The 24326-nt window shown below is 70.2% G+C and carries 19 protein-coding genes, 1 pseudogene and 1 riboswitch; of the genes and pseudogenes, 15 read left to right on the top strand and 5 right to left on the bottom strand.

What is annotated here, in order from left to right; all coding sequences use genetic code 11:
* Nucleotides 1-158 precede the first annotated feature (158 nt).
* On the bottom strand, nt 159-3827 hold the full coding sequence (locus tag ACIRGA_RS27580) for a hypothetical protein (RefSeq protein ID WP_400945998.1): 3669 nt from the start codon (nt 3825-3827) through the stop codon (nt 159-161).
* A 93-nt stretch (nt 3828-3920) separates the two neighbouring features.
* On the opposite strand from ACIRGA_RS27580, the gene ACIRGA_RS27575 reads away from it, so the two are divergent.
* Nucleotides 3921-4550, top strand: coding sequence for a response regulator (locus ACIRGA_RS27575; RefSeq protein WP_400945996.1), 630 nt, complete (start codon nt 3921-3923; stop codon nt 4548-4550).
* On the opposite strand, the gene ACIRGA_RS27570 is transcribed toward ACIRGA_RS27575, so the two are convergent.
* Genes ACIRGA_RS27570 through ACIRGA_RS27560 form a run of 3 tightly spaced genes read right to left on the bottom strand, consistent with a single transcriptional unit; the run spans nt 4541 to nt 7742 of the window.
* Nucleotides 4541-6046 carry a precorrin-2 C(20)-methyltransferase gene (locus ACIRGA_RS27570; RefSeq protein ID WP_400945993.1) on the bottom strand — a complete coding sequence of 502 codons (1506 nt, stop codon included), beginning with the start codon at nt 6044-6046 and terminating at the stop codon, nt 4541-4543. The two genes, ACIRGA_RS27575 and ACIRGA_RS27570, sit on opposite strands and share 10 nt — an antisense overlap.
* On the bottom strand, nt 6043-6666 hold the full coding sequence (locus tag ACIRGA_RS27565) for a precorrin-8X methylmutase (protein ID WP_016332061.1): 624 nt from the start codon (nt 6664-6666) through the stop codon (nt 6043-6045). Before ACIRGA_RS27565 ends, ACIRGA_RS27570 begins: the two co-directional genes overlap by 4 nt.
* Nucleotides 6663-7742: a precorrin-3B synthase gene (locus ACIRGA_RS27560; RefSeq protein WP_400945991.1), complete on the bottom strand. Its 1080-nt coding sequence runs from the start codon at nt 7740-7742 to the stop codon at nt 6663-6665. Before ACIRGA_RS27560 ends, ACIRGA_RS27565 begins: the two co-directional genes overlap by 4 nt.
* Before the next feature lie 98 nt (nt 7743-7840).
* Between ACIRGA_RS27560 and ACIRGA_RS27555 the strand changes: the two genes are divergently transcribed.
* The 13 genes and pseudogenes from ACIRGA_RS27555 to cobN all read left to right on the top strand — a co-directional run bounded on the left by ACIRGA_RS27555 (nt 7841) and on the right by cobN (nt 21340).
* Nucleotides 7841-8746 carry an ABC transporter ATP-binding protein gene (locus ACIRGA_RS27555; RefSeq protein ID WP_400945989.1) on the top strand — a complete coding sequence of 302 codons (906 nt, stop codon included), beginning with the start codon at nt 7841-7843 and terminating at the stop codon, nt 8744-8746.
* Entirely contained in the window at nt 8743-9594 is an 852-nt protein-coding gene (locus ACIRGA_RS27550) for an ABC transporter permease (RefSeq protein WP_400945987.1), read from the top strand. Before ACIRGA_RS27555 ends, ACIRGA_RS27550 begins: the two co-directional genes overlap by 4 nt.
* 3 nt (nt 9595-9597) lie before the next feature.
* A complete protein-coding gene (locus tag ACIRGA_RS27545) occupies nt 9598-9843 on the top strand; it encodes a helix-turn-helix transcriptional regulator (RefSeq protein ID WP_400945985.1) in 246 nt (81 codons plus the stop codon).
* Complete coding sequence (locus ACIRGA_RS27540) at nt 9840-10499, top strand: Clp protease N-terminal domain-containing protein (protein WP_400945983.1); 660 nt, start codon at nt 9840-9842, stop codon at nt 10497-10499. Before ACIRGA_RS27545 ends, ACIRGA_RS27540 begins: the two co-directional genes overlap by 4 nt.
* 247 nt (nt 10500-10746) lie before the next feature.
* Nucleotides 10747-12000, top strand: a complete 1254-nt coding sequence (locus ACIRGA_RS27535; protein WP_400945980.1) for a DUF222 domain-containing protein — start codon at nt 10747-10749, stop codon at nt 11998-12000.
* 173 nt (nt 12001-12173) lie between these two features.
* Nucleotides 12174-12281 (top strand): annotated as a pseudogene (locus ACIRGA_RS27530) (transposase); the annotation flags it as partial.
* Between the two features lie 16 nt (nt 12282-12297).
* Nucleotides 12298-12480, top strand: coding sequence for a hypothetical protein (locus ACIRGA_RS27525; RefSeq protein ID WP_400946009.1), 183 nt, complete (start codon nt 12298-12300; stop codon nt 12478-12480).
* A gap of 92 nt (nt 12481-12572) precedes the next feature.
* Nucleotides 12573-14018, top strand: a complete 1446-nt coding sequence (locus tag ACIRGA_RS27520) for an SLC13 family permease (RefSeq protein WP_400945978.1) — start codon at nt 12573-12575, stop codon at nt 14016-14018.
* Nucleotides 14019-14035: 17 nt separating this feature from the next.
* Nucleotides 14036-15190 (top strand): glycerate kinase, encoded by a 1155-nt coding sequence (locus ACIRGA_RS27515; RefSeq protein WP_400945976.1) that lies wholly within the window; start codon nt 14036-14038, stop codon nt 15188-15190.
* A gap of 56 nt (nt 15191-15246) precedes the next feature.
* Nucleotides 15247-15492, top strand: coding sequence for a hypothetical protein (locus tag ACIRGA_RS27510; RefSeq protein WP_400945973.1), 246 nt, complete (start codon nt 15247-15249; stop codon nt 15490-15492).
* A complete protein-coding gene (locus ACIRGA_RS27505; RefSeq protein WP_400945971.1) occupies nt 15476-16918 on the top strand; it encodes a sensor histidine kinase in 1443 nt (480 codons plus the stop codon). Before ACIRGA_RS27510 ends, ACIRGA_RS27505 begins: the two co-directional genes overlap by 17 nt.
* A complete protein-coding gene (locus ACIRGA_RS27500; RefSeq protein ID WP_400945968.1) occupies nt 16903-17580 on the top strand; it encodes a response regulator transcription factor in 678 nt (225 codons plus the stop codon). Before ACIRGA_RS27505 ends, ACIRGA_RS27500 begins: the two co-directional genes overlap by 16 nt.
* Nucleotides 17581-17632: 52 nt before the next feature.
* Nucleotides 17633-17705: riboswitch (cobalamin riboswitch) on the top strand.
* Between the two features lie 53 nt (nt 17706-17758).
* Complete coding sequence (cobN, locus tag ACIRGA_RS27495; RefSeq protein ID WP_400945966.1) at nt 17759-21340, top strand: cobaltochelatase subunit CobN; 3582 nt, start codon at nt 17759-17761, stop codon at nt 21338-21340.
* Nucleotides 21341-21544: 204 nt separating this feature from the next.
* Here cobN and ACIRGA_RS27490 read toward each other — a convergent pair whose 3' ends face one another.
* Nucleotides 21545-22633, bottom strand: a complete 1089-nt coding sequence (locus ACIRGA_RS27490) for a dihydrofolate reductase family protein (RefSeq protein WP_400945964.1) — start codon at nt 22631-22633, stop codon at nt 21545-21547.
* Nucleotides 22634-23043: 410 nt separating this feature from the next.
* On the opposite strand from ACIRGA_RS27490, the gene ACIRGA_RS27485 reads away from it, so the two are divergent.
* Complete coding sequence (locus ACIRGA_RS27485) at nt 23044-24282, top strand: DUF222 domain-containing protein (protein ID WP_400945962.1); 1239 nt, start codon at nt 23044-23046, stop codon at nt 24280-24282.
* The last annotated feature ends 44 nt before the right edge of the window (nt 24283-24326 follow it).

The raw sequence follows: 24326 nt of genomic DNA, 5'->3' as shown, positions 1-24326 counted from the left end.
AAACACGCCCCCGTTTCTGTAGTGGTGGGCGGCGGGGTCGAGGGTGTGGTCCCTCAAACCCTTTTTGGGCCTGGGCCGCCCCCCCTTGTGGTGGTCCCCCCACGCCGTACCCTGCCGTCCTTCGTGGACTGTTCCGGGCGAGCCTTCGCGGCAGTCGCTCATCCACACGGTGGCGCGTATTCGAGCCCCGGGAAGTACCTCTCCCACTCTTCCCTGGTGATCCTCGGCGTCGCCAGCGCGCAGATCTCCTCGCTCACCCGCGCGGTGTCCGTCTGCCACAGCTGGACGCCACTGCTCCCTATCGCGAGCGTATGCCCGTCGTCCCGGTACGCCAGCGAGTTGACCGTCGCGGCGAAGCCGGTGAGCTGCGCCGTCTCCACCGGTTTCCGCGGGTCGGCCAGCGCCCAGACCCGCACCGTCCGGAAGGCCGACGCCGCCAGCTCCCGGCCGTCCGGGCCGAACGCGAGCGGTCCGACGCCCTCGGGATTGCCGCCCAGTTTCGCCAGCCGCACGGCGTGCGCGGGATCGGCGACGTCCCAGAGATAGACGTTCCGATCGCTGCTGCCCGCGGCGATCGTGTGGCCGTCGGGGCTGAGCGCCAGCTTGAACAGGGCGCCGCCGTCGGGTCGCAGGGTCGAAGCCAGGCTCGGCCGCCGAGGGTCGGCGACGTTCCACAGGGTCACCGCGGACGAACCCAAGCCCTGGCTCGCGACCAGCGTCCGCCCATCGGGGGTGAACGCGAGCGACCACACGGTGCCGTCGCCGACCGGGAGGACCCGGGGCTCGGCGAACCGCGTGGGATCGCTGACGTCCCAGAGCTGGATCGGCCCGTCGTCGTGGCCGGAGGCGAAGGTCTTCCCGTCCGGGCTGAACGCGAGCGAGTAGGTCGGCCAGACACCGGTCGACGCGAGCAGTTTCGGCGTCTTCGGATCGCTGATGTCCCAGCGCTGGAGCACGAACGTCCCGGCGACACCGGCGCCGTCGTGCGCGGCCAGCGCGAGACTTCGCCGGTCCGGGCTCACCGCGACCGCGGTGACGGTCGCGGGGCCGGGAAGCTTCGCGAGCTGCCTCGGCGCGCGGAGATCGTCCATCGCCCAGAGCCGCACGTCGTCCCCCGCGGTGACGAGGATCCGCCCCTGTTCGAGGAACGTGCCGACGGTCCAGCCCGCGCTCGAGGCCAGCGCGAGTTCGCCGACGTCCTGCAGCCGGACGGTGTGGTCGGCGCTGGTGGACACGATGGTCTTGCCGTCCGGGGAGAACGCCGTCCACCAGATGGCGTTCGTGTGCCCGGACAACGGCGGCAGTTCCTTCGCCTGCCCCGTGACGTCCCAGATACGCACGGACTGGTCGTCCCCCGCGGTCACCACCAGCCTCCCGCTCGGGCTGAACCCGGCCGCCCAGACCACGGCCGGGGTGGTCAACGTCGACAGCGGCCGCGGCGCCGCCGGATCGGCGACGTCCCACAGCTTCGCGGTGCGATCCCAGCTGGTGGTGAGCAGCCGCCGCCCGTCCGGGCTCCACGACGGGGTGAGCTGAAGGTCCTGGTGTCCGGAAAGGACGGAGCGCCGTCGTGGTGCGGAAAGTGTGGTGACGTCCCAGAGCTCCGCCGTCCAGTTCGTGTTCGTGATCGCGAGCAGCCGGCCGTCGGGGCTGAACGCGGCTCGCGCGAGCTGCCCGTCCGGCGTCCCGCCGAGCACCACGAGTGGTTTCGGCGCGCCGAGATCGGCGACGTCGGTGAGCCGCACGGTGCGGTCGTCGGATCCGGTGACGAGCGTGCGGCCGTCGGGGCTGAAGTCTGCGGAGATCACGACCTCCCGGTGCCCGGTGACGTCCGCCTTCCGCACCGGACGCCGCGGATCGGTCAGATCCCAGAGCCGGACGCGGTGGTCCTGGGTGGTCGTCCCCAAAGCGCGCCCGTCGCGGCTGAACGCCAGCGGCCCGCGGACCTCCTCCGAACCGGGCAGCGTCGACAGGAGCGCCGGATGCCGCGAGTCGGCGATGGACCACACCTGCGTCGCGCGGTAGGAATCGGAAGTGATCATGAGCTGGCCGCTCAGCGCGACGGTGACGTCACCGGGGTCGAAGGTCATCCGCGTGGCGAACGGCGCCGCCATGGACGTGAGCAGGCCGTCGTGGGTCTCCTGGATCGGCGCGAGCCGGTACGCGGCGAGACTGAGCTGGGTCGACAGCGCCGGATTCGACTCCCGCAACGTTTTCGCCTCGACGACGGCCTTGCGCGCGAGCGCCTCGTTCCGCTGGTCGGTCGCGGACCGGCCGGCGTCGACGGCGTACCCGACGGCGACACCCGCCAGGAGCAACAGGACGCCGAGGAGCGCGACAAGTCTTCGCAGCCTCCGCGTCCGTTTGCGGCCGACAGCGGTCTCCTCGGCTTCGGCGTCGAGCCCGGCCTGAAGGAACCGCCGCTCGCGCGCGCTCAGCGCGTCCGGCTCCCGGTCCGCCCATTCCGCCGCGAGCCCCAGCCGCGTGCCGCGATAGAGACTGCCCTTGTCGCGATCGAGCGACTCCCACAGCTCGGTCGCCTCGGCCAGTTGCCGGTGCAGGCGGTGTCCTTCGCGGTCCTCCGCGAGCCAGTCGCGCAGCCGCGGCCAGCCGCGGATCAAAGCCTCGTGGGCGATCTCGACGCCGTCGCGATCGAGGACGAGCAGACGCGCGTCGGCAAGACGTTCGAGAACCTCCGTCGTCGCCGGGTCGTCGTCGAGTTCGCGCCGGTTGAGACGGCGCTTCGTGTCTTCGGTGCCTTCGCCGAGCGCGGTCAGGCGCAGGAAGATCTGCCGCACGACGCGCTGTCTGTCCGGCTCCAGATCCGTGTAGACGGTCTCCGCGGTCCGCGCGATCGCGTCGAGGATCCCGCCCGCCGCCTCGTACGCCGCGCTGGTCAGCGTGATCCCCTGGCGCCGCCGCCAGGTCTCCAGCAACGCGTGCGACACCAGCGGCAGTATCGCGGGCTGACCGGTGGCGTCGGCGACGAGCGTCGTGACCAGCGCCGCCTCGACCCGGCAGCCCGCGCGGACGGCGGGTTCGACGATCGCGGTCCGGAGTTCGTCGGCGGTCATCGGGCCCACCATCACCTGCGCGTCGGTGAGCGCCTCGACCAGACCGGCGTGACGGCAGAGGTGACCGTAGAAATCCGCGCGGACACCGAGGACGACCCGCGTGCCGTGCTCGTCGCGGGAGAGTTCGAGCAGCGCGTCGACGAACTTCTCGCGTTCGGCCTGGTCCCGGCAGAGCGTGTAGACCTCCTCGAACTGATCGACGATCAGCAGCCGTCCCTCGGCGTCGAGGTCCTCTTCGAGCGGATGCGCCCCTGGGGTGCGAAGGACGACAGGGCGTTCGCTCGCCGCGGCCAGCCCGGCCCGCAGGACGGACGACTTTCCCGAGCCCGAAGCGCCGAAGACACCCACGAGCCGTCGTTCCGCGAGCTTGCCGGTCAGCTCGGCGACCAGCCGCTCGCGCCCGAAGAAGCGGGCGGCGTCGGCCGTCTGGAACGCGGCCAGCCCGAGGTACGGGAGTTCGGTCTCGTCGCGTTCGCCCGCGGTCGCGGCGAGCCCGGCGGCGACCGTGCGCCAGCGTTCCTCCCACGCCGGGACGTCGCCGCCGCACGCGGCGACGTACGCGGTCGTCACCGCGAGCCCCGGGAGCTTTCGTCCGCCCGCGGCTTCGGAGAGCGCGGCGGCCGAGTAACCCGCGCGGGTCGAAAGCTCGCGGTACGTCGGCCCGCCGGCCTTCTCGCGCAGCAGGCGAAGATCCGCCGCGAAGCTCACGACGACGTCGTCGCCCGGCCCCAGCGGTCGCTCGCGTCTCGGCACCAGGCCCCCCTGATCGTCAAGCGTTATCGAATGGACATTGTTCACCGAAAACGGCCGGACACTGTACAAAAGTTCTGCGCTACAACCGATGGCGTGCCGATTCGAACCCCAGTGGTGAGCGTGGTCTTCGCCGGCGTCCCCGCACCGCCCGCGTCCGCGGACCTCGAAGTGGTCGCCCATACCCCCGACGAACGCGAAGCGGTCTGGCACGCCACCGTGCTGCGGCCGGACGTCCTCGTCCTGTCCGTTCACCCGCCCGCGCTGGACGGGCTCGCCATCACGCGCGAAGTGGCTTCACGCGTTCCGGGCACCGCTGTCCTGGTGCTGACGCCGCCAGGCGACGGCGAACTCGTGGTCGCCGCGATGCTCGCGGGCGCACGCGGCGTCCTGTCCCGGAGCGCGGGCCACGACGATCTGGTCCGCTTCATCCGCGGGGTGGCGGCGGGCGCGGTCGTGTTCGGCGAGCGCGCCGCGGATCGGCTTTACGGCCTGCTGGCCACTTCGCAGCCGATGCGGGCGTTCCCGCGGCTGACCCCACGGGAGCACGAGGTGCTCGACCACCTGGCGGGCGGCCTGGCGATCCCGGCCGTCGCGCGACAGCTGGGGTTGGCGCCCAAGACCGTGCGCAACATCGTCACGTCGATCCACGCCAAAGCCGGCACGGACGACCGGGAGGTGCTGCTCGCCCAAGCCCGCAACGCGGGCCTCGGGCATCACTCGTAAGTGCGCGGCGTCCAGACGATCCCGTTCTCGGCGCGGGTCTTCGACGAGCCCACGATCAGCAGGCAGCGCATGTCGACACTGGCCGGATCGAGCGTGCCGAGGGTGACCACGCGGATGTCCTCCTCGGGTCCGCCGACGTCCCGGGCGACGACCACCGGCGTCTCCGGCGCGCGGTGCCTGAGCAGGACGTCGCGGGCCTGCGCGAGCTGCGTGGTGCGCGTGCGGGACGCCGGGTTGTAGAGCGCGAGCACGAGATCCGCCGCGCCCGCCGCGTCGAGCCGTCGTTCGATGATCTCCCACGGCTTGAGCCGGTCGGACAGCGAAAGCACGCAGTAGTCGTGGCCCAGCGGCGCGCCGACCCGGGACGCGGCCGCCTGCGCGGCGGTCACGCCCGGCACGATCCGCACCCGTGCGCCCGCGCCGTGTCCGGCCGCGACCTGCTCCAGCACCGCCGACGCCATCGCGAAGACGCCGGGATCACCCGAAGAGACCACCGCGACCTTCGCGCCGTTCGCGGCCAGCTCGAGCGCTTCGACGGCGCGGTCGGCCTCGACGCGGTTGCCCGACGCGTGCCGCTGCTGGCCCGCGCGCTGCGGCACCCGCGCGACGTACGGGCCGTAGCCGACGATGTGCTCGGCCGCGGCCAGTTCCTCGGTCGCTTCGGGGGTCAGCCAGCCCGGACCCGCCGGGCCGAGGCCGACGACCACGACTTCGCCGCCGGTGTGCGTTTCCTGCTCACGGGTGACTTCGGGTTCGTCGGCGAGCCGGGACGCGTAGGCCGGGCTCGGCAGCAGCGCCAGCGAGAAATACGGCACCGATTCCGGATCGACGTCGGCGAACGGCTCGACTCGCTGCGCCTGCCAGGTCGCGCGTTCGATGTAGAAGGCGTCGTCCAGTTTCCCGGCCTCGGCCAGCGCCTCGCGGACGTTGCCGAACGTGCGGCCGAGTTTGAGCACCGCCGCGGCCTGTGTGTCGGCCAGTCGTCGCGCGAGCTCCGGCGCGGGCAGCGTGCCGGGCAGGATGGTGAGGACCTCGTCGCGCTGCACGAGCGGGCGGCCGAGCACCGAGGACGCCGCGCTGACCGACGTCACGCCCGGCACCACGGTCGCCTCGTAGCGGTCGGCGAGCCGTTCGTGCATGTACATGTAGGAGCCGTAGAAGAACGGGTCGCCTTCGCAGAGCACGACCACGTCGCGTCCGGCGTCGAGGTGCTCGGCGAGCCGCTTCGCGCTCAGCTCGTAGAAATCGGCGATCGCGCCTTCGTAACCGCCGGGATGGTCGGTGGTCTCGGTGGTGACCGGGTAGACCAGCTTCTCCTCGATCTGCCCGTCCCGCAGGTACGGCTCGGCGACCGAACGCGCGATGCTCCGGCCGTGCCGCGCGCTGTGATACGCGATGACGTCGGCCTCGCCGATCAGGCGCGCGGCCTTGACCGTCATCAGCTCGGGGTCACCCGGTCCGAGCCCGACACCCCAGAGTTTTCCGAGCCCGCTCATTCGACCTCACTCGCCATCGCGTTGATCGCGGCGACGGCCATCGCGCTGCCGCCGCGTCGTCCGTGCACCACCAGGTACGGGGCCGGGGCCCGCTTCGCGAGCTCCACTTTGGACTCGGCGGCGCCGATGAAGCCCACCGGGACACCGATGATCGCCGCCGGCGCGCCGACCCCTTCTTCGAGCAGTTCCAGCAGCCGGAACAACGCGGTGGGCGCGTTGCCGATCGCCACCACGGAACCGGGCAGCTTGTCGCGCCACAGCTCCAGCGCGGCCGCGGACCGGGTGGTGCCCATCCGCTCGGCCAGGCCGGGCACCTTCGGGTCGGACAGCGTGCACAGCACCTCGTTGGCGGCAGGCAAACGTTTGCGGGTGACCCCGGAGGCGATCATGTTCGCGTCGCACAGGATCGGCGCGCCCGCTTCGAGCGCGGCGCGGCCGGATTCCACCACGTCCAGGCTGTAGCGGAGGTCGTCGACCAGGTCGACCATCCCGCAGGCGTGGATCATCCGCACGGCCAGCACCGCGACGTCGTCGGGCAGGATCGCGAGATCCGCCTCCTCACGGATGGTGGCGAACGAATGCCGGTAGATCTCGGCCCCGTCCCGGATGTAGTCGATCACTGTGTTCCTTTCTCCGCCAACGTTCTCGTCAGCTCGCCGACCGGGACGAACGCCCCGTCGACCAGATAACCGTCCTCCGTCGCGAGCACGTCGACGTGCTCGCGCGCGGGTTTGCCGCAACGCCGTTCACAACCGGCGAAATGGACTCTCGGGGTCCGCCCGACCCGCGCCGCGTCGGCCCGCACGTCGGCGAGCGACTTCGCGCAGCCCGGATACCCGATGCAGGCACTGATCCCGAGCGACGGCGCGCCCGGATCGGTGATCAGTCCCGTGTCCGCCGCCAGGGGGCCGAGGACCAGGATCGATCGCCACGGGGTGACCACGGCGTTCCCGGCCGTCGCGATCGCGCGGGCCTGAGCCGAGGTGAGCCTGCCGAAGACCGGGGCGACTCCGATCGCTTCCCCGATCGGTCCGATCGGAAGGCCGGGGTTCACTTCGAACCTCTGCGGCTCCCTTGTTTCGCCTGGGATGCCCCTGAGCAGCGGTTCCGTGTCGGGCAGTTCGCTGACCCGCCAAGCTGTTCCTCGCGTTCGGAGAAACGCTTGCGCGACCGCGAGCAGCGTCTCGACGGCGTGCTCGGCGGTGACGCGCAGGCCGGTGTCGTCGCCGGCGAGCAGCACGGCGCCGTCCCGCCAGCAGACGTCGGCGCCCTCTCCGGCGACATCGCCGCGGCCTCCGTCGAGGGCGAACAGGAAGCGTCCCGGAAGTTCGGCCAGCCCGGGAACCGCGCACAGCGCCTTGTCGAGAGCCGAAGCCAGCTTTTGCGCGGTGTCGCTCAGTGGCGAAGCGAGGATGTTGCGGACGCGTTCGTGCGACGGCGAAGGCAGGAGCCCGGCCGCGGCGAGCCTGCCCGCGAGACCCGGCCGGGTGACGCCGCGCAGCTGCACGTTGCCGCGGGAGGTCAGGTGGAGGGCGCCGTCCCCGAGGTCGTCGGCGGCGTCGGCGAGTGCCCTGAGCTGGTCCGCGGTGATGGCGCCGCCGGGCAGCCGGACCCGGGCGAGCGGACCGTCGGCGGCGTCGTGCGTGGCGAAAACACCAGGGCACGCGTCGGCTCGGACACGTGCGCTCGTGGACATGCGCTCACTGTAGATGGCCGTCTCACGCCAGAGTATGTCTCAGATCATATGTAGTAGGTGTGCTACATTCGATCGCAGCACTGAGATGGGGGTGACCAATGAGAGATCCACACGACGTGATGATCTCCGTCCAAGATCTCCGGATGCGGTACGGGACGAACGACGTCCTCCACGGCGTCGACTTCACCGCGCACCGCGGCGAGGTGATCTGCCTGCTCGGTCCGAACGGGGCGGGCAAGACCACGACGATCGAAATCCTCGAAGGCTTCCGGATGCGCTCGGAAGGCGAGGTCAGCGTGCTGGGCGTCGACCCGGCACACGCCGACGAGGACTGGAGGGCGCGACTGGGGGTCGTCCTCCAGGCCTGGCGCGACCACGCGAAATGGCGGGTGCGTGAGCTGCTGGAGCACCTGGGCGGCTACTACGCGCCGTACTCCACGGATCGCATCGAGCGGCCGTGGGATCCGGACGAACTGGTGGCCGCGGTCGGCCTGACCGAGCACGCGAACAAGAAGGTCCGGATGCTCTCGGGCGGGCAGCGGCGACGGCTCGACGTCGCGATCGGCATCGTCGGCCGTCCGGAGCTGTTGTTCCTCGACGAGCCGACCGCCGGGCTGGACCCGGAGGCGCGGCGCGAGTTCCACGAGCTCGTGCACCGGCTGACCGACGACGACGGCACGACGATCCTGCTGACCACGCACGACCTCGACGAGGCCGAGAAACTGGCCGACCGGATCCTGATCCTGAACCACGGCCGCATCGTGGCCGACGGTTCGGCCGACGCGCTGAGCAGGCAGATCGCCGGCGAGGCCGAGGTGCGCTGGACGCTGGACGGCCAACGGTTCGTCCACTCGACCACGGAATCGACGAAGTACGTGCACGAGCTGTTCAAACAGCACGGGGACGCCGTCGGCGACCTGGAGGTCCGGCGGGCGTCGCTCGAAGACACCTACATGACCCTGGTCCGCAAGGCCGAATCCCTCGAGGCGGTGGGCGCGCGATGAACGCGATTCAGCACAGTGTCCGGCTGGGTGTCCGGCGCGGCTGGCTCGAAGGCCGCCAGATGATGACCAACCGGGAAGACCTCTTCAACACCTTCCTGTTCCCGGCGATCTTCGTGGTCGTCATGTTCTTCATGCGCGGCGCGAAACTGCCGGGCACGGAGTTCTCGCTCGGCGCCGCCACCGTGCCGAGCGTGCTGGGCGCGTCGATCGTGTTCAGCGGCATGCTCGGGATGGCGGGCGTCCTCGCCGTCGAACGCGAAGACGGCACACTCCTGCGTGCCAAGGCCACGCCGAACGGCATGATGGGCTACCTCGTCGGCAAGGTCGTCACGGTGTCGATGAACACCGTCATCGGGATAGTGCTGGTGCTGATTCCCAGCCTGTTCCTGTTCGACGGCATCGCGCCCGGCGGGCTGACGTCCTGGCTGGGCCTGCTGTGGGTGCTGGTGCTCGGCCTGCTCGCCACCATGCCGATCGGCGCGATCTTCGGCTCGCTGACCACGAACGCGCGCAGCCTCGGCCTGATCATGCTGCCCACCATGGGAATCGGCGCGATCTCCGGGATCTTCTACCCGATCACCGCGCTGCCCGAATGGCTGCAGTACATCGGACAGGTGTTCCCGATGTACTGGCTCGGACTCGGCATGCGGTCGGCGCTGCTGCCGGACTCGACGGTGATGGTGGAGATCGGGCAGTCCTGGCGGCCTTGGGAGACCCTCGGCGTGCTGAGCGTCTGGGCCGTGATCGGATTGACGCTGGCCCCGGTCGTCCTGCGGCGCATGGCGCGGCGCGAGTCCGGGTCCTCGGTGGCGGCACGACGGGAAAAGGCGATGCAGCGAATTGGCTAGTTCATGAGCGAGGTCGTTTACAACCGGATCGCGATGTTGCGGGCGGAGCGGGGCATTTCCCGCCGCGAACTCGCCGATGCGCTGGGCGTGCATTACCAGACCATCGGCTACCTCGAACGCGGCGAGTACAGCCCGAGCCTCTACCTCGCACTGCGGATCGCGAAGTTCTTCGAGGTGGCGGTGGAGATCATCTTCTCCACCGCGCCTTTCCCGCGGATCGGGGACACTTCGTCGGAGCGATCGGCGTGAGCCTGCTGGAGCAGGCGCACGCCCACGCGGTCCGGCTGGGACACGATCGCGTCGGAGGCGAGGAACTCCTGCTCGCCGTTCTCGACGACGGCGTCGGGCACGCACTCCCTGACGCCCTGGGATTCTCTCGCGATGTCCTCGTGTGGCAACTGGAGAAAGCGGCTTCGTCGCCAGCCGCCGGAAGCATCGACGGCTATCCGGTCACGGCCGAAGTCCTTGACGTTCCCCGATTCTCCGGCTTGGTGGAAGTGGTCGTCGGCCTCTTGGCCGCCGGGGGCGGAGCGGCTCGTGTCCTGGGCGAACACGGCGTGACCGAGGAGCGGATACGGGAGGCCCATGCCCGGATTCTGGCTCCCTTCCTCGACGAGAACGCCGTCTGGGGAGGTTCCGTTGTACGCGGTGTCGTTGGCCCTGCCGACCCGCCTGTCGAGATCGACGTGCTGACTTCCCAGATCGCCGATTTACGGCGACGCAAGGAAGCGGCCATCGATGCGCAGGAGTTCACGCGGGCGGGCCTCATCCGCAACGAGGAGAAAGAGGTCGTCCGGCGGCGGTCCGAGCTCATCCGGGAATGGGCCGCGACCGTCGATCCGGTGGATCTCGCGGAAGCGGTCGTTTCACTGCGAGAGCAGATTACCGCCCTTCGCCGCCATTAGTCGACTAATTGCGACGACACCCGGGATGAATCGGCTTGGCGACCGGTTCGACCTTTGACCAACTGTGGCGCCGCCTCCGATCCGCGGCGAAGCTCAGGCAGTGAGGACAGGTCTGCGCCTGGCTCTCTCGACTCACTCAGGGCGAATCAGCTTTGCGGCCGATTCACCCTTCAGTGTTGTTGGCGCATTTCGCCGGTCGCTTAAAATTACGAACACATGTTCGACTGGATTGCGGTATTATTGAGGGGTGCCCGAGACCTTCCTCCCCGAACTGCCGCAGGAACTGTGGCGCGCTGGCAAGCTGGAGCTTGCCCAGGGCGTGCAGCAGTCCCTGCAGGTGATCAGGATGGCCACCGCTGCTTTGGGGCAGTTTCTGGCGGAGATCGAGGCTCGGGGCGCGAAAGACTTGTACGGCTACGGGCGGACGGCTGCCTGGTTCGCCGATATAGCGGGATTGTCGGCCGGCGAGGCGGGTGCGGTGGTGAAGCGGGCCCTTGCCCTGAACCCCACCCGCGCCTTGGACGGCACCGAGCTTCCACCTGTCGCTCCCGCCACCGCCGCGGTCGCCGCCGAGGGGTTGGTCGGGAACGAACGGATCGATCAGATCCTGGAGATCTTGAAGAGACTTCCCGCCGACACCTCTGCTGAGGATCGGGAGAGTGCGGAGAAGATCCTCGCCGACCTGGCCCCGAATGCCGGTCCCCGCCAGCTCGCCGACGCCGAGGCGAACCTGCTGGGCTGGCTCGACCCGGACGGCAAGGAACCCAAAGACCCCGAACCCAAAGAGCCGCGCCGCGAGATCACCCTGGAGCGCCGCAAGGACGGCTTCTGGAAACTCACCGGCCTCCTCGACGACGAAACCGGTGCCCGGACGGCGGCTGCTCTGGAGGCGTACGCCCAGCCACGGCCGGTCGACGAGTTCGGCCAGGCCGATCTGCGGATGAAGTGCGAACGCATGGGCGACGCCTGGGTCGACATCCTCGATCTGGCGATCGCGTGTCCCGATCAGCCGGGCACCAGCGGCTACCGCACCCTCCTGCATGTGACCATCGGGCTCGACGAGTTGAAGTCCGGTCTCGGGACCGCGTGCCTGGATTTCGTGGGGACGATGACCGCGCGGGAAGCCCGGCTCGCGGCCTGCGACTGCTTGATGTTGCCCGTGGTGATGAGCACCGCCGGTGAACCCCTCGACGTGGGACGGCTCCGACGGTTCGTCACCCCCGGCCAGCGACGCGCGTTGAACATCCGCGACGGAGGCTGCGCCTTCCCCGGATGTCACCGGAAGCCCAAGAATTGCCACGCCCACCACATTCACCATTGGGCGGATGGTGGACCCACGGATCTTCGGAATCTCGTGCTGCTGTGCGGTTTCCACCATAGGTTGATTCATCACGGTGACTGGGAAGTCTGCATGGCGGCAGATGGGCTACCGGAGTTCATCCCACCCCAATACCGGGATCCGCTTCGAAAACCCCGCCGCAACACCCTGCACCACGTCTGAACACCGAGGAGCCCGCCAGCCACCCAGGCGACGGGCCCCTCGTCATGCCCGCAGGCCCCGCGCCCCAAGAAGCCCACCGGCGAAGAGCCCGACATGACTTAGCCCCTGTCGAACCCATGATCCGGGTCGCCGGGTTCGATGGCATCGAAGGACCGCTGACAGGGACACGGCCTGTCCTGCTCGGGATCGGCGACGCGTCCGGCTTCGAGTCCTCCGGACACCTCGCCGCCTACGCCGGGACCGACCCGGCCACCCGACGCTCCGGCAGCAGCAGCTACGGCGGCATAGCATCGCCAGGTGATGGAGCTCGACCTCGCCCAGTTCGTCGCGGCCGTCCATGCCTACGCACCGAAGTGGGAAGCTGCCGCGATTCAACGGCAACTCACTCTCGGCCCTGACAACGAGAAGAGTGCGGCCTGGGTTGTCTGCGAGACGCAGAAGAACTCAATGCCCGCCTGGACGATCTCACCCGCGGGCTGACCGAGCAGACCTGACCAATCCCCAAGCCAACATGAAGACCTCCTCATCCGTCCTTAACGGACGATTCAGGAGCACGCCACAGGCTGATCACCGTGACCGCCTACACCTACACGACCAGCCCGCCCAGAAAGCCCAGCAAGCCCAGCAAGCCCGGAAAACCCAAGCACACCAAGGCTTGGCTGATCCCCGCCGCAGCCATCCCAGCGCTCACCACCGCGCTCGTACCTGGCGGACCGGGCTGGCAGGGCGCACTGGTACTGGCCGTCTTCACCGCGGCCGTAGGCGCATGGGTCCTGACGAGCCTCGACGACACGTGGATCGCGCTGGCGGCGGTGGCCGTCCTTGCCGTGGCTGGGGTTCTGGCGCCCTCCGATCTCTTCGCCACCCTCGGCGCGGATCTCGTGTGGCTGCTGATCGCGGCGTTCGTGCTGGCGGCCGGGCTGACCGGTTCGGGGCTGGTCGACCGGTTCGTGGCCATGGTCCCCGCGCGGGCGCGATCGGTGCGGGGGCTGGCGCATCTGTCGACGGTCGCGTTGGTGGTCTCGTCGCTGGTGGTTCCGTCGACGTCGGGCCGGGCGGCGCTGGCGGTGCCGGTGTTCACCGCCTTGGCAGGCGCGCTCCCGCGGATGGCCAAGGCGCTCTCGGTGCTGTTCCCGACTGTGGTGCTGCTGTCCGCGGTCTCGACGCTCATCGGCGCCGGCGCGCATCTGGTGGCCGACCAGCTCCTGCGTGAAGCGACCGGCGACGGAATCGGCTTCCTGCGCTGGTTATTGCTGGGCCTGCCGCTGGCGGTGGTCTCGTGCCATCTCGCGGCCGAGGTCGTCTTGTGGCTGTTCACCACCCGTGACGACCGCCGTGAACGGTTCGATCTGCGCACACGGTTCCCGCCGCGAGGGCCGTGGACGCGGACGGAGCGGTTCGCGGCGGTCACCACCGGGGTCGTGCTGGTGCTGTGGTGCACCGAGCCGTGGCACGGTCTGCCGCCCGCGCTCGTCGGGCTCGTCGGCGCCTTGGCGATGTGCGTGCCGCCGCACCGGGTCACCACGGGTACGGCGCTGAGGACCGTGCCGGGGTCGTTGCTGCTGTTCACCGCCGCGACTGCCGCGCTGGGCGGCGCGCTGGTGGCGTCGGGCGCGGCGGCGTGGCTGGCGGACGTGGCCTTGGGGCCTGCCCGGAACGCGCCGGCGTGGGTGGTGCTGGTGGTGGTGATCGTGGTGAGCACGGCCGCGCATCTGGCGGTGCAGTCCCGGTCCGCGCGGTCTTCGGTGCTGGTGCCGGTGGTGATCCCGCTCGCGGCGGCCACCGGGCTGGCCCCGGCCGCGGCGGTGTTCGCCTCCACCGCGGCGGCGGGCTTCTGCCACACCCTCACCTCGTCCGCCAAACCTGTCGCGCTGTTCTCCGGCATCGACGGTGTGCCGACCTATTCGTCCCGGGACCTGCTCCGGCTTTCGAGAGTGCTCGCGCCGCTGCACGTGGTCGTCGTCGCCGTCTTCGCCTTGCTCGTCTGGCCGTGCCTCGGCCTTTCGCTCGTGCCGTGAACCATCAGGAGGAAGTCATGCGGATCGTCGTCGCCCCCAGTGGGTTCAAGGAAAGTCTCGGCGCCGAAGCCGCCGCCGACGCCATCGCCGAGGGTGTGCTGCGGGTCGTCCCGTTCGCGGAGATCGACCGCGTCCCGCTGGTGGACGGCGGCGAGGGTTCGGCCGCGGCCCTGGCCGGGAGCACCGGAGGGAAGATCGTGGACACCGTCGTCACCGGTCCGGTCGGGCTGCCGGTGCGCTCGCATTTCGCGATTCTCGGCGACGGGTCGACGGCGGTGGTCGAGATGGCGGCGGCCGCGGGGCTGCGCCTGGTGCCCGCCGACCGCCGCGATCCCGGTCGCACCACCAGCCGGGGCGTCGGCGAGCTGATGATCGCCGCGCTCGACTCGGGCTGTTCCTCGGTGCTCGTCGGCTGCGGCGATTCCGGGGTGTCCGACGGCGGCGCCGGGGCGCTCCAGGCGCTGGGCGCTCGGGTGCTCGATCGCGCCGGTCAGGAGGTGGGCCCCGGAGGGGCGGAGCTGGCGCGGGCCCGGCACATCGACGTGTCCGGGCTGGATCCGAGGCTCGCGGACACCGAGCTCCGGCTGGCGGTCAACCCGCACAACGTCCTGTGCGGCCCGCGCGGCGTGGCCAGGGTGTTCGGCCCGCAGAAGGGCGCCACTCCCGAGCAGGTGGAGCGGCTGGCGGCGGCGCTGGACAACTGGGCCGACGTACTGCGCCGCGACCTGGGCGACGACGTCGCGCTCGTCCCCGGATCCGGCGCGTCCGGCGGTCTCGGCGCGGGACTGTGCGCGGCGCTGGGCGCCCGGCTGCTGCCGCGGTTCGAGGTGCTCCTGGACCACGTCGACCTCGACGCCAGGCTGGCGGCGGCCGACCTCGTGGTCACCGCCGAGGGCACGATCGACGCCCAGACCCCGCACGGGAAGGTGCCCGCCGAAGTCGCGCGCCGGGCCAAGGCGCATGGCAAGCCGGTGGTCGCGCTCGCCGGGCGGATCGGCATGGACGCCGACAGCACCTACGCGGTCGGCATCGACGCCTTCCAGGCCATCCAGCCCGGTCCGGTGGCTCTGGACGAGGCGATCCTGCGCGGCGCCGAGTTCCTTACCGACGCCGCCGAGCGGATGCTGCGGATCGTGCTGGTCGGCACCCGGCTGTCCGCATCCGTTATGTGAAGATTGCTTCATCTTGTCCTCATCTTCGCCACATCGACGACCAGGAGGGTGGAGCCATGGCCCGCTCGCGTATCGCCCTGCTCGCCGCCGCCGTGGCGCTCCCGCTCGGCGCGGCGGCGGTCACCTGGGCCTGGCCGGAACCGCCGGCACCGCGGGCTCCGATCGAGGTGAAGCTGAGAGAGCACCCGACGCCGGCCACCCAGCCCCCACCGCCGAGCGGTTCCACACCGGTGGTCGTGCCACCACCCCCGGTGGTCCCGCCGGGAGACGACCAGGACGACGACGGTGCCGACGACGACTGAATCCAGGACGCGGGCGATCCCCGCGCGGATCCGGATCATGGGCTGGCTGCTGCTGCTCGTCGCCGTGGTGACGGTGTCGACGACGCTGGTCACGTACAACCTGCTGCTGCGCGAGGTCGACAGCGACGTCAACGCCGCGCTCGAACAGGAGGCCGCCGAGCTGGGCCAGGTGCTGGCCGAGGGTGTCGACCGCGCGACCGGGCAGCCGTTCCCGGACGTCCGGTCCGCGCTGTCGGCGCATCTGCGGCGCCAGTACGTCGACGACGACGAGGTCGTGCTGGCCTGGACGCCGTCCTCCGGGCCGATCCTGCAGGACCGCGAGGAACCCTTCCGGCTGGGCGAGAGCCCGGCGATCCTGGATCCGATCCTCGCCGACCCGGCGCGCAGCGGGACCGCGCGGACGCCCGCCGGGGAGATGCGCTGGATCCGCGTCGACGCGTCCGGCACCCGCGAGGGTGACAGGGGTTCCTTCGTCGTCGGCTACTTCGTGGACCGCGACCGGGCAGAGATCGCCGCCACCGTGCGGACTCTGCTGTTCGTCGGATTGCTCGGGCTCGTCCTGGCCGGGGCCTCGGCGTGGCTGGTCGCCGGGCAGATCCTCGCGCCGGTGCGGCTGGTGCGCCGCGCCGCCGCCGAGATCACCGAACACGATTTGACCCGCCGCATCCCCGTGGACGGCTGCGACGACGTCGCCGCGCTCGCCGAACAGTTCAACGCCATGCTCGACCGGCTCGACCTCGCGTTCGCCACACAGCGGCGCTTCCTCGACGACGCCGGTCACGAACTGCGGACGCCCATCACGATCGTGCTCGGCCACCTCGAACTGCTCGACGACGATCCGATCGCGCGGGCCGAGGCGATCCGGCTGTGCGTCGACGAACTGGACCGGATGAACCGCATCGTCGGCGATCTCCTGCTGCTGGCCAAGGCCGAGCAGCCCGATTTCGTCGCACTCGCCCCCACCGACGTCACCGAGCTGACCAGCGATCTCTACGCCAAGGTCCGCACCATCGGCGATCGCCGCTGGCGGCTGGAGGCGCTCGGCGAAGGCCAGGTGCCGCTCGACGAGCAGCGCACGACCCAGGCCGTGGTGCAGCTGGCGCAGAACGCCGTCCAGCACACCGAAGACGGCGACGAAATCCTGATCGGCTCGGCCGTCTCCGAGGACACCGTGTCGTTCTGGGTGGCCGACCACGGCCCAGGGGTGCCGCGCGAAGAGGCCGAGCGGATCTTCCAGCGGTTCAACCGGGGCCGGCAGGGCGGACATCGGAGCGGGGCCGGGCTCGGGCTGGCGATCGTGCGCGCCATCGCCGAGGCCCAGCACGGCCTGGTGCGCCTGGAATCGGCCCCCGGCCACGGCGCCCGGTTCGCCATCGAAATCCCTGTTCACGCCGTCGAAGGAGACACGCCGTGGCCCGTATCCTGATCGCCGAAGACGAGGAGCGCATCGCCTCGTTCGTCCGCAAAGGACTTACCGCAAACGGCTTCACCACCACCGTGGTCGCGGACGGTGAACAGGCCCTCCAGTACGCCCTCGGTGACGGCTACGACCTGCTGGTGCTCGACCTCGGCCTGCCGTCCCGCGACGGCCTGTCCGTGCTGCGGACGCTGCGCGAACACCACAACACCACCCCGGTGGTCATCCTCACCGCGCACGATTCGCCGCAGACCACCCTGGCCGGTCTGGAGGGCGGCGCGGACGACTACATGGCCAAACCGTTCCGCTTCGACGAGCTGCTGGCCAGGATCCGGCTCCGGCTGCGCCGCACCGAGCTCGTCGCCGAGACCACCGTGCTGCACGCGGGCCCGCTGTCGCTGGATCTGCGCACGCGCCGCGCGGACGTCGACGGCGCCGGGGTCGACCTGACCTCGCGCGAGTTCGCCCTCCTGGAGCTGTTCATCCGCCACCAGGGACAGGTGCTGACCCGCGAGCAGATCCTCTCCCACGTCTGGGGGTACGACTTCGACCCGGGTTCCAACATCGTCGACGTCTACGTCCGCACCCTGCGCCGCAAGATCGGGGCGGGCCACATCCGCACCGCGCGCGGCATGGGTTACGCGTTCGACCCCGGTCGCACATCACCTTGACTCCCGCCGGACCGCACCGGAGAGTGAACTCCGACCCATGCGACGGCAGAGGGAGGAACCCGGTGAGAGTCCGGGGCGGTCCCGCCACTGTCACCCTCCCGGCCAGGGAGGGGAGCCAGGAACTCCGGCCGTCGCGACCACACGACCCGGGGCGCGGACACCCCGAGTGAGGACTGCCGTGATCCTGCTTCTGTCCACTTCGGACACCGACCTGCTCAGCGCCCGTGCCGGCGAGGCCGAGTACCGGCTGGCCAACCCGGCCCGCCTCGACCTCGCCGAGCTGCCCGCCCTGCTCGACGGCGCCCCGATCGTCGTCGTCCGGATCCTCGGCTCCGAACGCAGCTGGCAGGAAGGGCTCGACACGGTCCGCGCGAGCGGCGCGCACGTGGTGGTCCTCGGTGGTGAGCAGACGCCGGACGCGCAGCTCATGAAGCTGTCCACGGTCCCGGCGGGCACGGCGGCCGAAGCGCACGCGTACCTCGCGCAGGGCGGGCCGGAGAACCTCACCCAGCTGCACCGCTTCCTGAGCGACACGCTCCTTCTGACGGGTGACGGCTTCGAGCCGCCCGCCGTGCAGCCGCTGTGGGGTGTCCTGGAGCGCGAGCCGAAGAGCACCGAGGGTCCGGTCGTCGCGATCCTCTACTACCGGGCGCATCACCTGTCCGGGAACACCGAGTTCGTCCACGCCCTCTCCGACGCGGTCGAGGACGCCGGGGGCCGCGCGCTCCCGATCCACTGCGCCTCCCTGCGCACCCGCGAGCCCGAGATGATGGCCGAGCTGGCCAAGGCCGACGCGCTCCTGGTCACCGTGCTGGCCGCCGGCGGCACCCGGCCGTCCGAGGTCGGCGCGGGCGGCGACGACGAGGCGTGGGACGTCGCCGAGATGGCCGCGCTCGACATCCCGATCCTGCAGGCGCTCTGCCTCACCAGCGACCGCGAGACCTGGTCGGCCAACGACGACGGCCTGTCCCCTCTCGACGCGGGCAACCAGATGGCCGTCCCCGAGTTCGACGGCCGCCTGATCACCGTCCCGTTCTCGTTCAAGGAGATCGACGACGACGGGCTCCCCAAGTACGTGCCGGACGCCGAACGCGCGTCGCGGGTCGCCAAGATCGCGCTCGCGCACGCCCGCCTGCGCCACACTCCCCCGCCGGAGCGCCGTATCGCGCTGATGCTGTCCGCGTACCCGACGAAGCACTCGCGCGTCGGCAACGCCGTCGGCCTCGACACGCCCGCGTCCGCGATCGAACTGCTGCGCCGCATGCGTGACCAGGGCTACGACCTCGGCGAGGACCCGTTCCCCGGCGTCGAGCCCACCGGCACCGACCAGCCCGACGGAGACGCGCTGATCCACGCGCTCATCGCCGCGGGCGGCCAGGATCCGGAGTGGCTCACCGAGGAACAGCTGTCCGGCAACCCGATCCGTGTCCCCGCCGACAAGTACCGCCAGTGGTTCGCCGAGCTGCCCGCGGAACTGCGCGAGGGGATGGAGGAGCACTGGGGCCCCGCGCCCGGCGAGCTCTACGTCGACAACGGCGACATCGTCCTGGCGTCCCTGCAATCGGGCAACGTCATCCTGATGATCCAGCCGCCGCGCGGCTTCGGCGAGAACCCGGTGGCGATCTACCACAACCCGGATCTCCCGCCGAGCCACCACTACCTGGCCGCGTACCGCTGGCTGGAGGAGGAATTCGGCGCGCACGCCGTCGTCCACCTCGGCAAACACGGTTCGCTGGAATGGCTTCCCGGCAAGACCGCGGGTCTGTCGGATTCCTGCGCGCCGGACGCCGTCCTGGGCAATCTGCCGCTGATCTACCCGTTCCTGATCAACGACCCCGGCGAGGGCGCGCAGGCGAAACGGCGCGCGCACGCCACGATCGTCGACCATCTGATCCCGCCGATGGCCCGCGCCGAGAGCTACGGCGACATGGCGCGCCTGGAGCAGCTTCTCGACGAGCACGCCAACATCGCCGCGATGGACCCGGCGAAGCTGCCCGCCGTCCGCGCGCAGATCTGGACGCTGATCCAGGCCGCGAAACTGGACCACGACCTCGGTGTCGAAGAACGCCCGCACGACGCGGAATTCGACGACTTCCTGCTGCACATCGACGGCTGGCTGTGCGAGGTCAAGGACGCGCAGATCCGCGACGGCCTGCACATCCTCGGTGCCGCGCCGGAAGGCGAGGCGCGGATCAACCTCGTGCTCGCGATGCTGCGTGCCCAGCAGATGTGGGGCGGCAAGCAGGGCGCCGTCCCCGGTCTGCGTTCCGCGTTGGGGCTCAAGGAGAACAGTGACGCACCACTGTCCGAAGTGGACGCCATCGAGCAGACTGCCCGGTCGCTCGTCGAGGCGATGGAGGCCAGGGGCTGGTCCCCCGCCGCCGTCGCCGAAGTCGTCGCCGAAGTGCCGGAGCATCAGGAGGTCGCCCGCGTGCTGACCTTCGCCGCCACCGAGATCGTGCCGCGCCTGGCCGGCACCGGTGCCGAGATCGACGCCGTGCTCCACGCGCTCGACGGCGGCTACATCCCGGCCGGGCCCAGCGGTTCTCCCCTGCGTGGCCTGATCAACGTGCTGCCGACCGGCCGCAACTTCTACACCGTCGACCCGAAGGCCATCCCGAGCCGTCTCGCGTGGGAGACCGGGCAGGCACTCGCGGACTCGCTTCTCCGCCGCTACAAGGAGGACACGGGCGACTGGCCGCGTTCGGTCGGTCTCTCGGTCTGGGGCACGTCGGCCATGCGCACATCGGGTGACGACGCGGCGGAAGTCCTTGCCCTGCTGGGTGTCCAGCCGGTCTGGGACGAGGCGTCGCGACGGGTCACCGGGATCGAAGCCATCCCGCTCGCCGAGCTCGGCCGTCCGCGGATCGACGTCACCGTGCGGATCAGCGGGTTCTTCCGCGACGCCTTCCCGCACGTGATCACCCTGCTGGACGACGCCGTGCGCCTGGTGGCGAACCTCGACGAACCGGACGAGCAGAACTTCGTGCGCGCCCACACCCGCGCGGATCTGGCCGCGCACGGTGACGAACGCCGGGCCACCACGAGGATCTTCGGCTCCAAGCCCGGCGCGTACGGCGCGGGCCTGCTGCCGCTGATGGATTCCGGGAACTGGCGTGACGACAAGGATCTCGCCGAGGTCTACGCGGTCTGGGGCGGCTTCGCCTACGGCCGCGACCTCGACGGCAGGCCGGCGCGCGAGGACATGGAGAACTCGTACAAGCGGATCGTGGTCGCGGCCAAGAACACCGACACCCGCGAGCACGACATCGCCGACTCCGACGACTACTTCCAGTACCACGGCGGGATGATCGCGACGGTCCGCGCGCTGACCGGCACGGCGCCCGCGTCCTACGTGGGCGACAGCACCACCCCGGACGCCGTCCGCACCCGCACCCTCGGCGAGGAGACCGCCCGCGTGTTCCGGGCCCGCGTGGTGAACCCGCGCTGGCTGGCGGCGATGCGCAAGCACGGGTACAAGGGCGCCTTCGAGCTGGCGGCGACCGTCGACTACCTGTTCGGGTTCGACGCCACCGCGGGCGTGGTCGGCGACTGGATGTACGAAAAGCTCAGCGAGTCCTACGTGCTCGACGAGGTGAATCAGGAGTTCCTGCGCCAGGCCAACCCGTGGGCGCTGCGCGGCATCATCGAGCGCCTGAACGAGGCGGCCGATCGGGGGCTCTGGGCCGAGCCGGACGCCGATCTTTTGGCTCAGCTGCGCGAGGTCTACCTATCGCTGGAGGGCGACCTCGAATCGTGACGTCACCCGCTGGAGCGGCGCCATGGCACTCCCGGCGGTACCACTGTCGTATGCGCAGAACTTAGCGTGACAAGGGCGGTGGGATGGAAACGATCGGGAGGACAGCGATGATCAAGCGTCTGTTGAAGGTCGTGCTTCGCCACGGTTGCTGCTCGGCGTGCACCGGTCAGGGCTGCGGCTGCTGCGACGCCTGCAAGTAAGGATTCAGAGGTGGACACCCGGTATGTGGGTGTTCGCGCGGCGGACGTCGGCGGCGAGGGCGGGTACCTCGATCACCCGGCGTCCGGCCGCCTCCAGTGTCTCGGCGCCGACGCAGTCGACGAACACCGACGGCTCGCGCCAGGCGAATACGACGCGCGGGATGCCGGCGTCGAGGATGAGCTGGGTGCAGCTTCGCGGATGTGACGTCCGCGAGCTGCACGGCTCCAGCGACGTGTACATCGTCGCCTCCGCCAGCCTCGGATCTCCCGGTTCGAGCTTGGCGAGGGCGGCTTCTTCGGCATGGTTGGCGGGATCGCCGTCGCCTGAGAAACCGGTGGAGAGCACTTCGCCGTCGGCGGCGGTGATCACCGCGCCGACGCGGAAAGTGCGCGGCGGGCACTTCTCCGCCAGCGCGATGGCCTCACGCAGCCGCAGGATGTCCACATCGGACGGTTCCGGCGTCGCGTGGTACTCCAGGACGGCGATGTCCCCCAGCCGTGTGTTTTCGACCAAGGTCAGCGCTCTGGGGAAAGCGCCCGGGCCGACGAAGCGCGGCGCGCGCGGGTCGCCGACGAAGAACGGCGCGACGGCCAGATGCAGTTCGTCGACCAGGCCTTCGGTGAGAAACTGCGTGTGGATCGCGCCGCCGCCTTCGACCATCAGCCGCCGGACGCCCCGCGTGTGCAGGTCGGCCAGCATTTCGCTCAGGCCGGACAGTTCGACGACGGTCGCCTTCACTCCCGTGACGACGCCGGGCGGGGCGTAGACCAGCTTCTCCGCGTCACCGACGGTGAAGAACTGAGCCGCCGGATCGAGTGACCCGCTCCGCGTGAGGGTGACCTTGACCGGTTGCTCAGGGCGTCCCTCCGCGACCCTTTTCGCGACGAGCTCCGGCGAGCGGACCAGAAGGCGCGGATTGTCCGCGCGCACCGTGTTCGCGCCGACGAGGATCGCGTCCGACGCGGCGCGCAGCCCGTCCACGCGTGCCCAGTCCTCCTCGTTGGACAGCACCAGCCGGGTGTCACTCGCGTCGTCGAGGTAGCCGTCGAGGGAGACCGCGGCGGACAGCAGGACATGAGGGCGTTCGGTCACGCCCGCCAGTATGCCCCGGCCGGTCGGGGGTCGCCGAGGTGATGGGCGTGGCTGGGGGTGGGGGGTTGGGGTGGGGGTTGTTGTGCTCGTTGCCGGAATTCGGCGACGGTTGCCTGTGGGATCCGAAGAACGACCCGAAGCCACGTGACCGCACTCGACACACCCCCGCAAGCCACGGTGCACCCACACCGCGCGACAACGTTCGACACACCGACGACCATTACCCGGCAATACGAGGACCCTGATTCCAAGGCCGGCGATCAAAGATCCTGTCAGCGCACCGCTTACCGCTACCGAGCGAACACGCACACCCGAGATTTCCCTTGCCACACCGGCATTACCGAATATCGGCGACGGTTCCTGCAGCCACATGATCCAGAATTGTCGGTGGGTCGTTGTAGGTTCGTCGGGTGGACACTTACCGAGCCACCGCAGTGGCGCTACTCGAAGAAATCACCAGCCCCGACAACCTTAAGACCATCAATGCCGCCACGGATTCGTTGGACGACAACGAATCCGTCGCGCTCGCGAAAGCGGCGTCAGCGGGGATCGCCCGGCTGGAAGCGATCCGTTACCGTGCCTTGTCCCAGCTGAACCGGCATCGCGAAGGCGCGCGTAGCGTCGCTCAGGAAGTCGCGTTCGCGCTGTCGGTGGGCGACAAGTACGCGGCCGGGCTGGTGGCCGCCGCCGACGCGCTGACCACCAGGCTGCCCCGCACCCTTGGTTTGATGGACAAGGGCCAAGTGGACGGGTTCGGCGCGATGAAAGTCGTGACGGCCACAGCGTGGCTGTCCGACGAGAACGCGCTCGCCGCCGACGCCTTGCTGGAGGACCGATTGCCCGGTAAGAACGCCGAACAGATCCGCAAGGCGGCGAACCACGCGGCGTCGACCGTCGATCGTGAGGGCGCGGACAAGCGCTGCGAGCAGGCCCGCGAAGGCCGACGGCTCGTGGTAAGCCAGGGTGAGGCGGGCGTGGCCTCGCTGGAGATCGAGGACGGCCCGGTGGAGAAGGTCGCCGCCGCCTACAACCGGATCAACCGGGAGGCCCGCGCGCTCAAGACCGGCGACGAGACCCGCACGCTGGACCAGCTTCGCGCCGACGTCGCCCTCGACCTCCTGTTGGGCGGCAGCGGCGGGAAAGGTGAACGCGCCGAAGTATTCCTCTATATGGACCTCTTCACCTACCTCGGCCTCAACGACGACCCGGCGGAAATGGCCGGACACGGCCACATCCCGGCGTCACTGGCGCGGCACATCGCGAGCGGACCGAACACTGTGCTGCGGCGGATCATCACCGACCCGCTGTCAGGTCAGGTCGCAGATCTCGGCCGGGACCGATATCGCCCGACGGCCGGTCTCGACGAGTTCGTCCGGGTCCGTGACCGCGAATGCCGAAGACCTGGTTGCCACCGGCCCGCTCAGGCCTGCGATCTCGACCATTCCATCCCGTGGCAGTTCCAGGGGAACACCGACGCCGGCGACCTCATCGACTTCTGCCGCCGCGACCATCGGCTCAAGGACGAACCCGGGTGGATCTACCGGCTGGCACCGGACGGCACCCTGACGATCACCACACCGACCGGCCAGACCTACGACAGCACGCCTCCGCCGCTGCACACACCCCGAACCGAGGAACCACCGTTCTGACCCCGTTGCCACGAAACGGCGACCGGCCGGAAAATCGATCGCCA

The sequence above is a fragment of the Amycolatopsis sp. NPDC102389 genome (genome assembly GCF_044765885.1).
Classification (GTDB): Bacteria; Actinomycetota; Actinomycetes; order Mycobacteriales; family Pseudonocardiaceae; genus Amycolatopsis.
The sequence above is the reverse complement of the archived record's forward strand: the minus strand, read 5'-3'. Positions and strand labels throughout refer to the sequence as shown.

What these genes read in the sequence shown, in the direction of transcription:
- ACIRGA_RS27570 (WP_400945993.1), bottom strand. Translation starts at nt 6,046, where the DNA reads ATGAGCGGGCTCGGAAAACTCTGGGGTGTCGGGCTCGGACCGGGTGAC.
- ACIRGA_RS27560 (WP_400945991.1), bottom strand. Translation starts at nt 7,742, where the DNA reads ATGTCCACGAGCGCACGTGTCCGAGCCGACGCGTGCCCTGGTGTTTTC.
- ACIRGA_RS27555 (WP_400945989.1), top strand. Translation starts at nt 7,841, where the DNA reads ATGAGAGATCCACACGACGTGATGATCTCCGTCCAAGATCTCCGGATG.
- ACIRGA_RS27550 (WP_400945987.1), top strand. Translation starts at nt 8,743, where the DNA reads ATGAACGCGATTCAGCACAGTGTCCGGCTGGGTGTCCGGCGCGGCTGG.
- ACIRGA_RS27545 (WP_400945985.1), top strand. Translation starts at nt 9,598, where the DNA reads ATGAGCGAGGTCGTTTACAACCGGATCGCGATGTTGCGGGCGGAGCGG.
- ACIRGA_RS27515 (WP_400945976.1), top strand. Translation starts at nt 14,036, where the DNA reads ATGCGGATCGTCGTCGCCCCCAGTGGGTTCAAGGAAAGTCTCGGCGCC.
- ACIRGA_RS27510 (WP_400945973.1), top strand. Translation starts at nt 15,247, where the DNA reads ATGGCCCGCTCGCGTATCGCCCTGCTCGCCGCCGCCGTGGCGCTCCCG.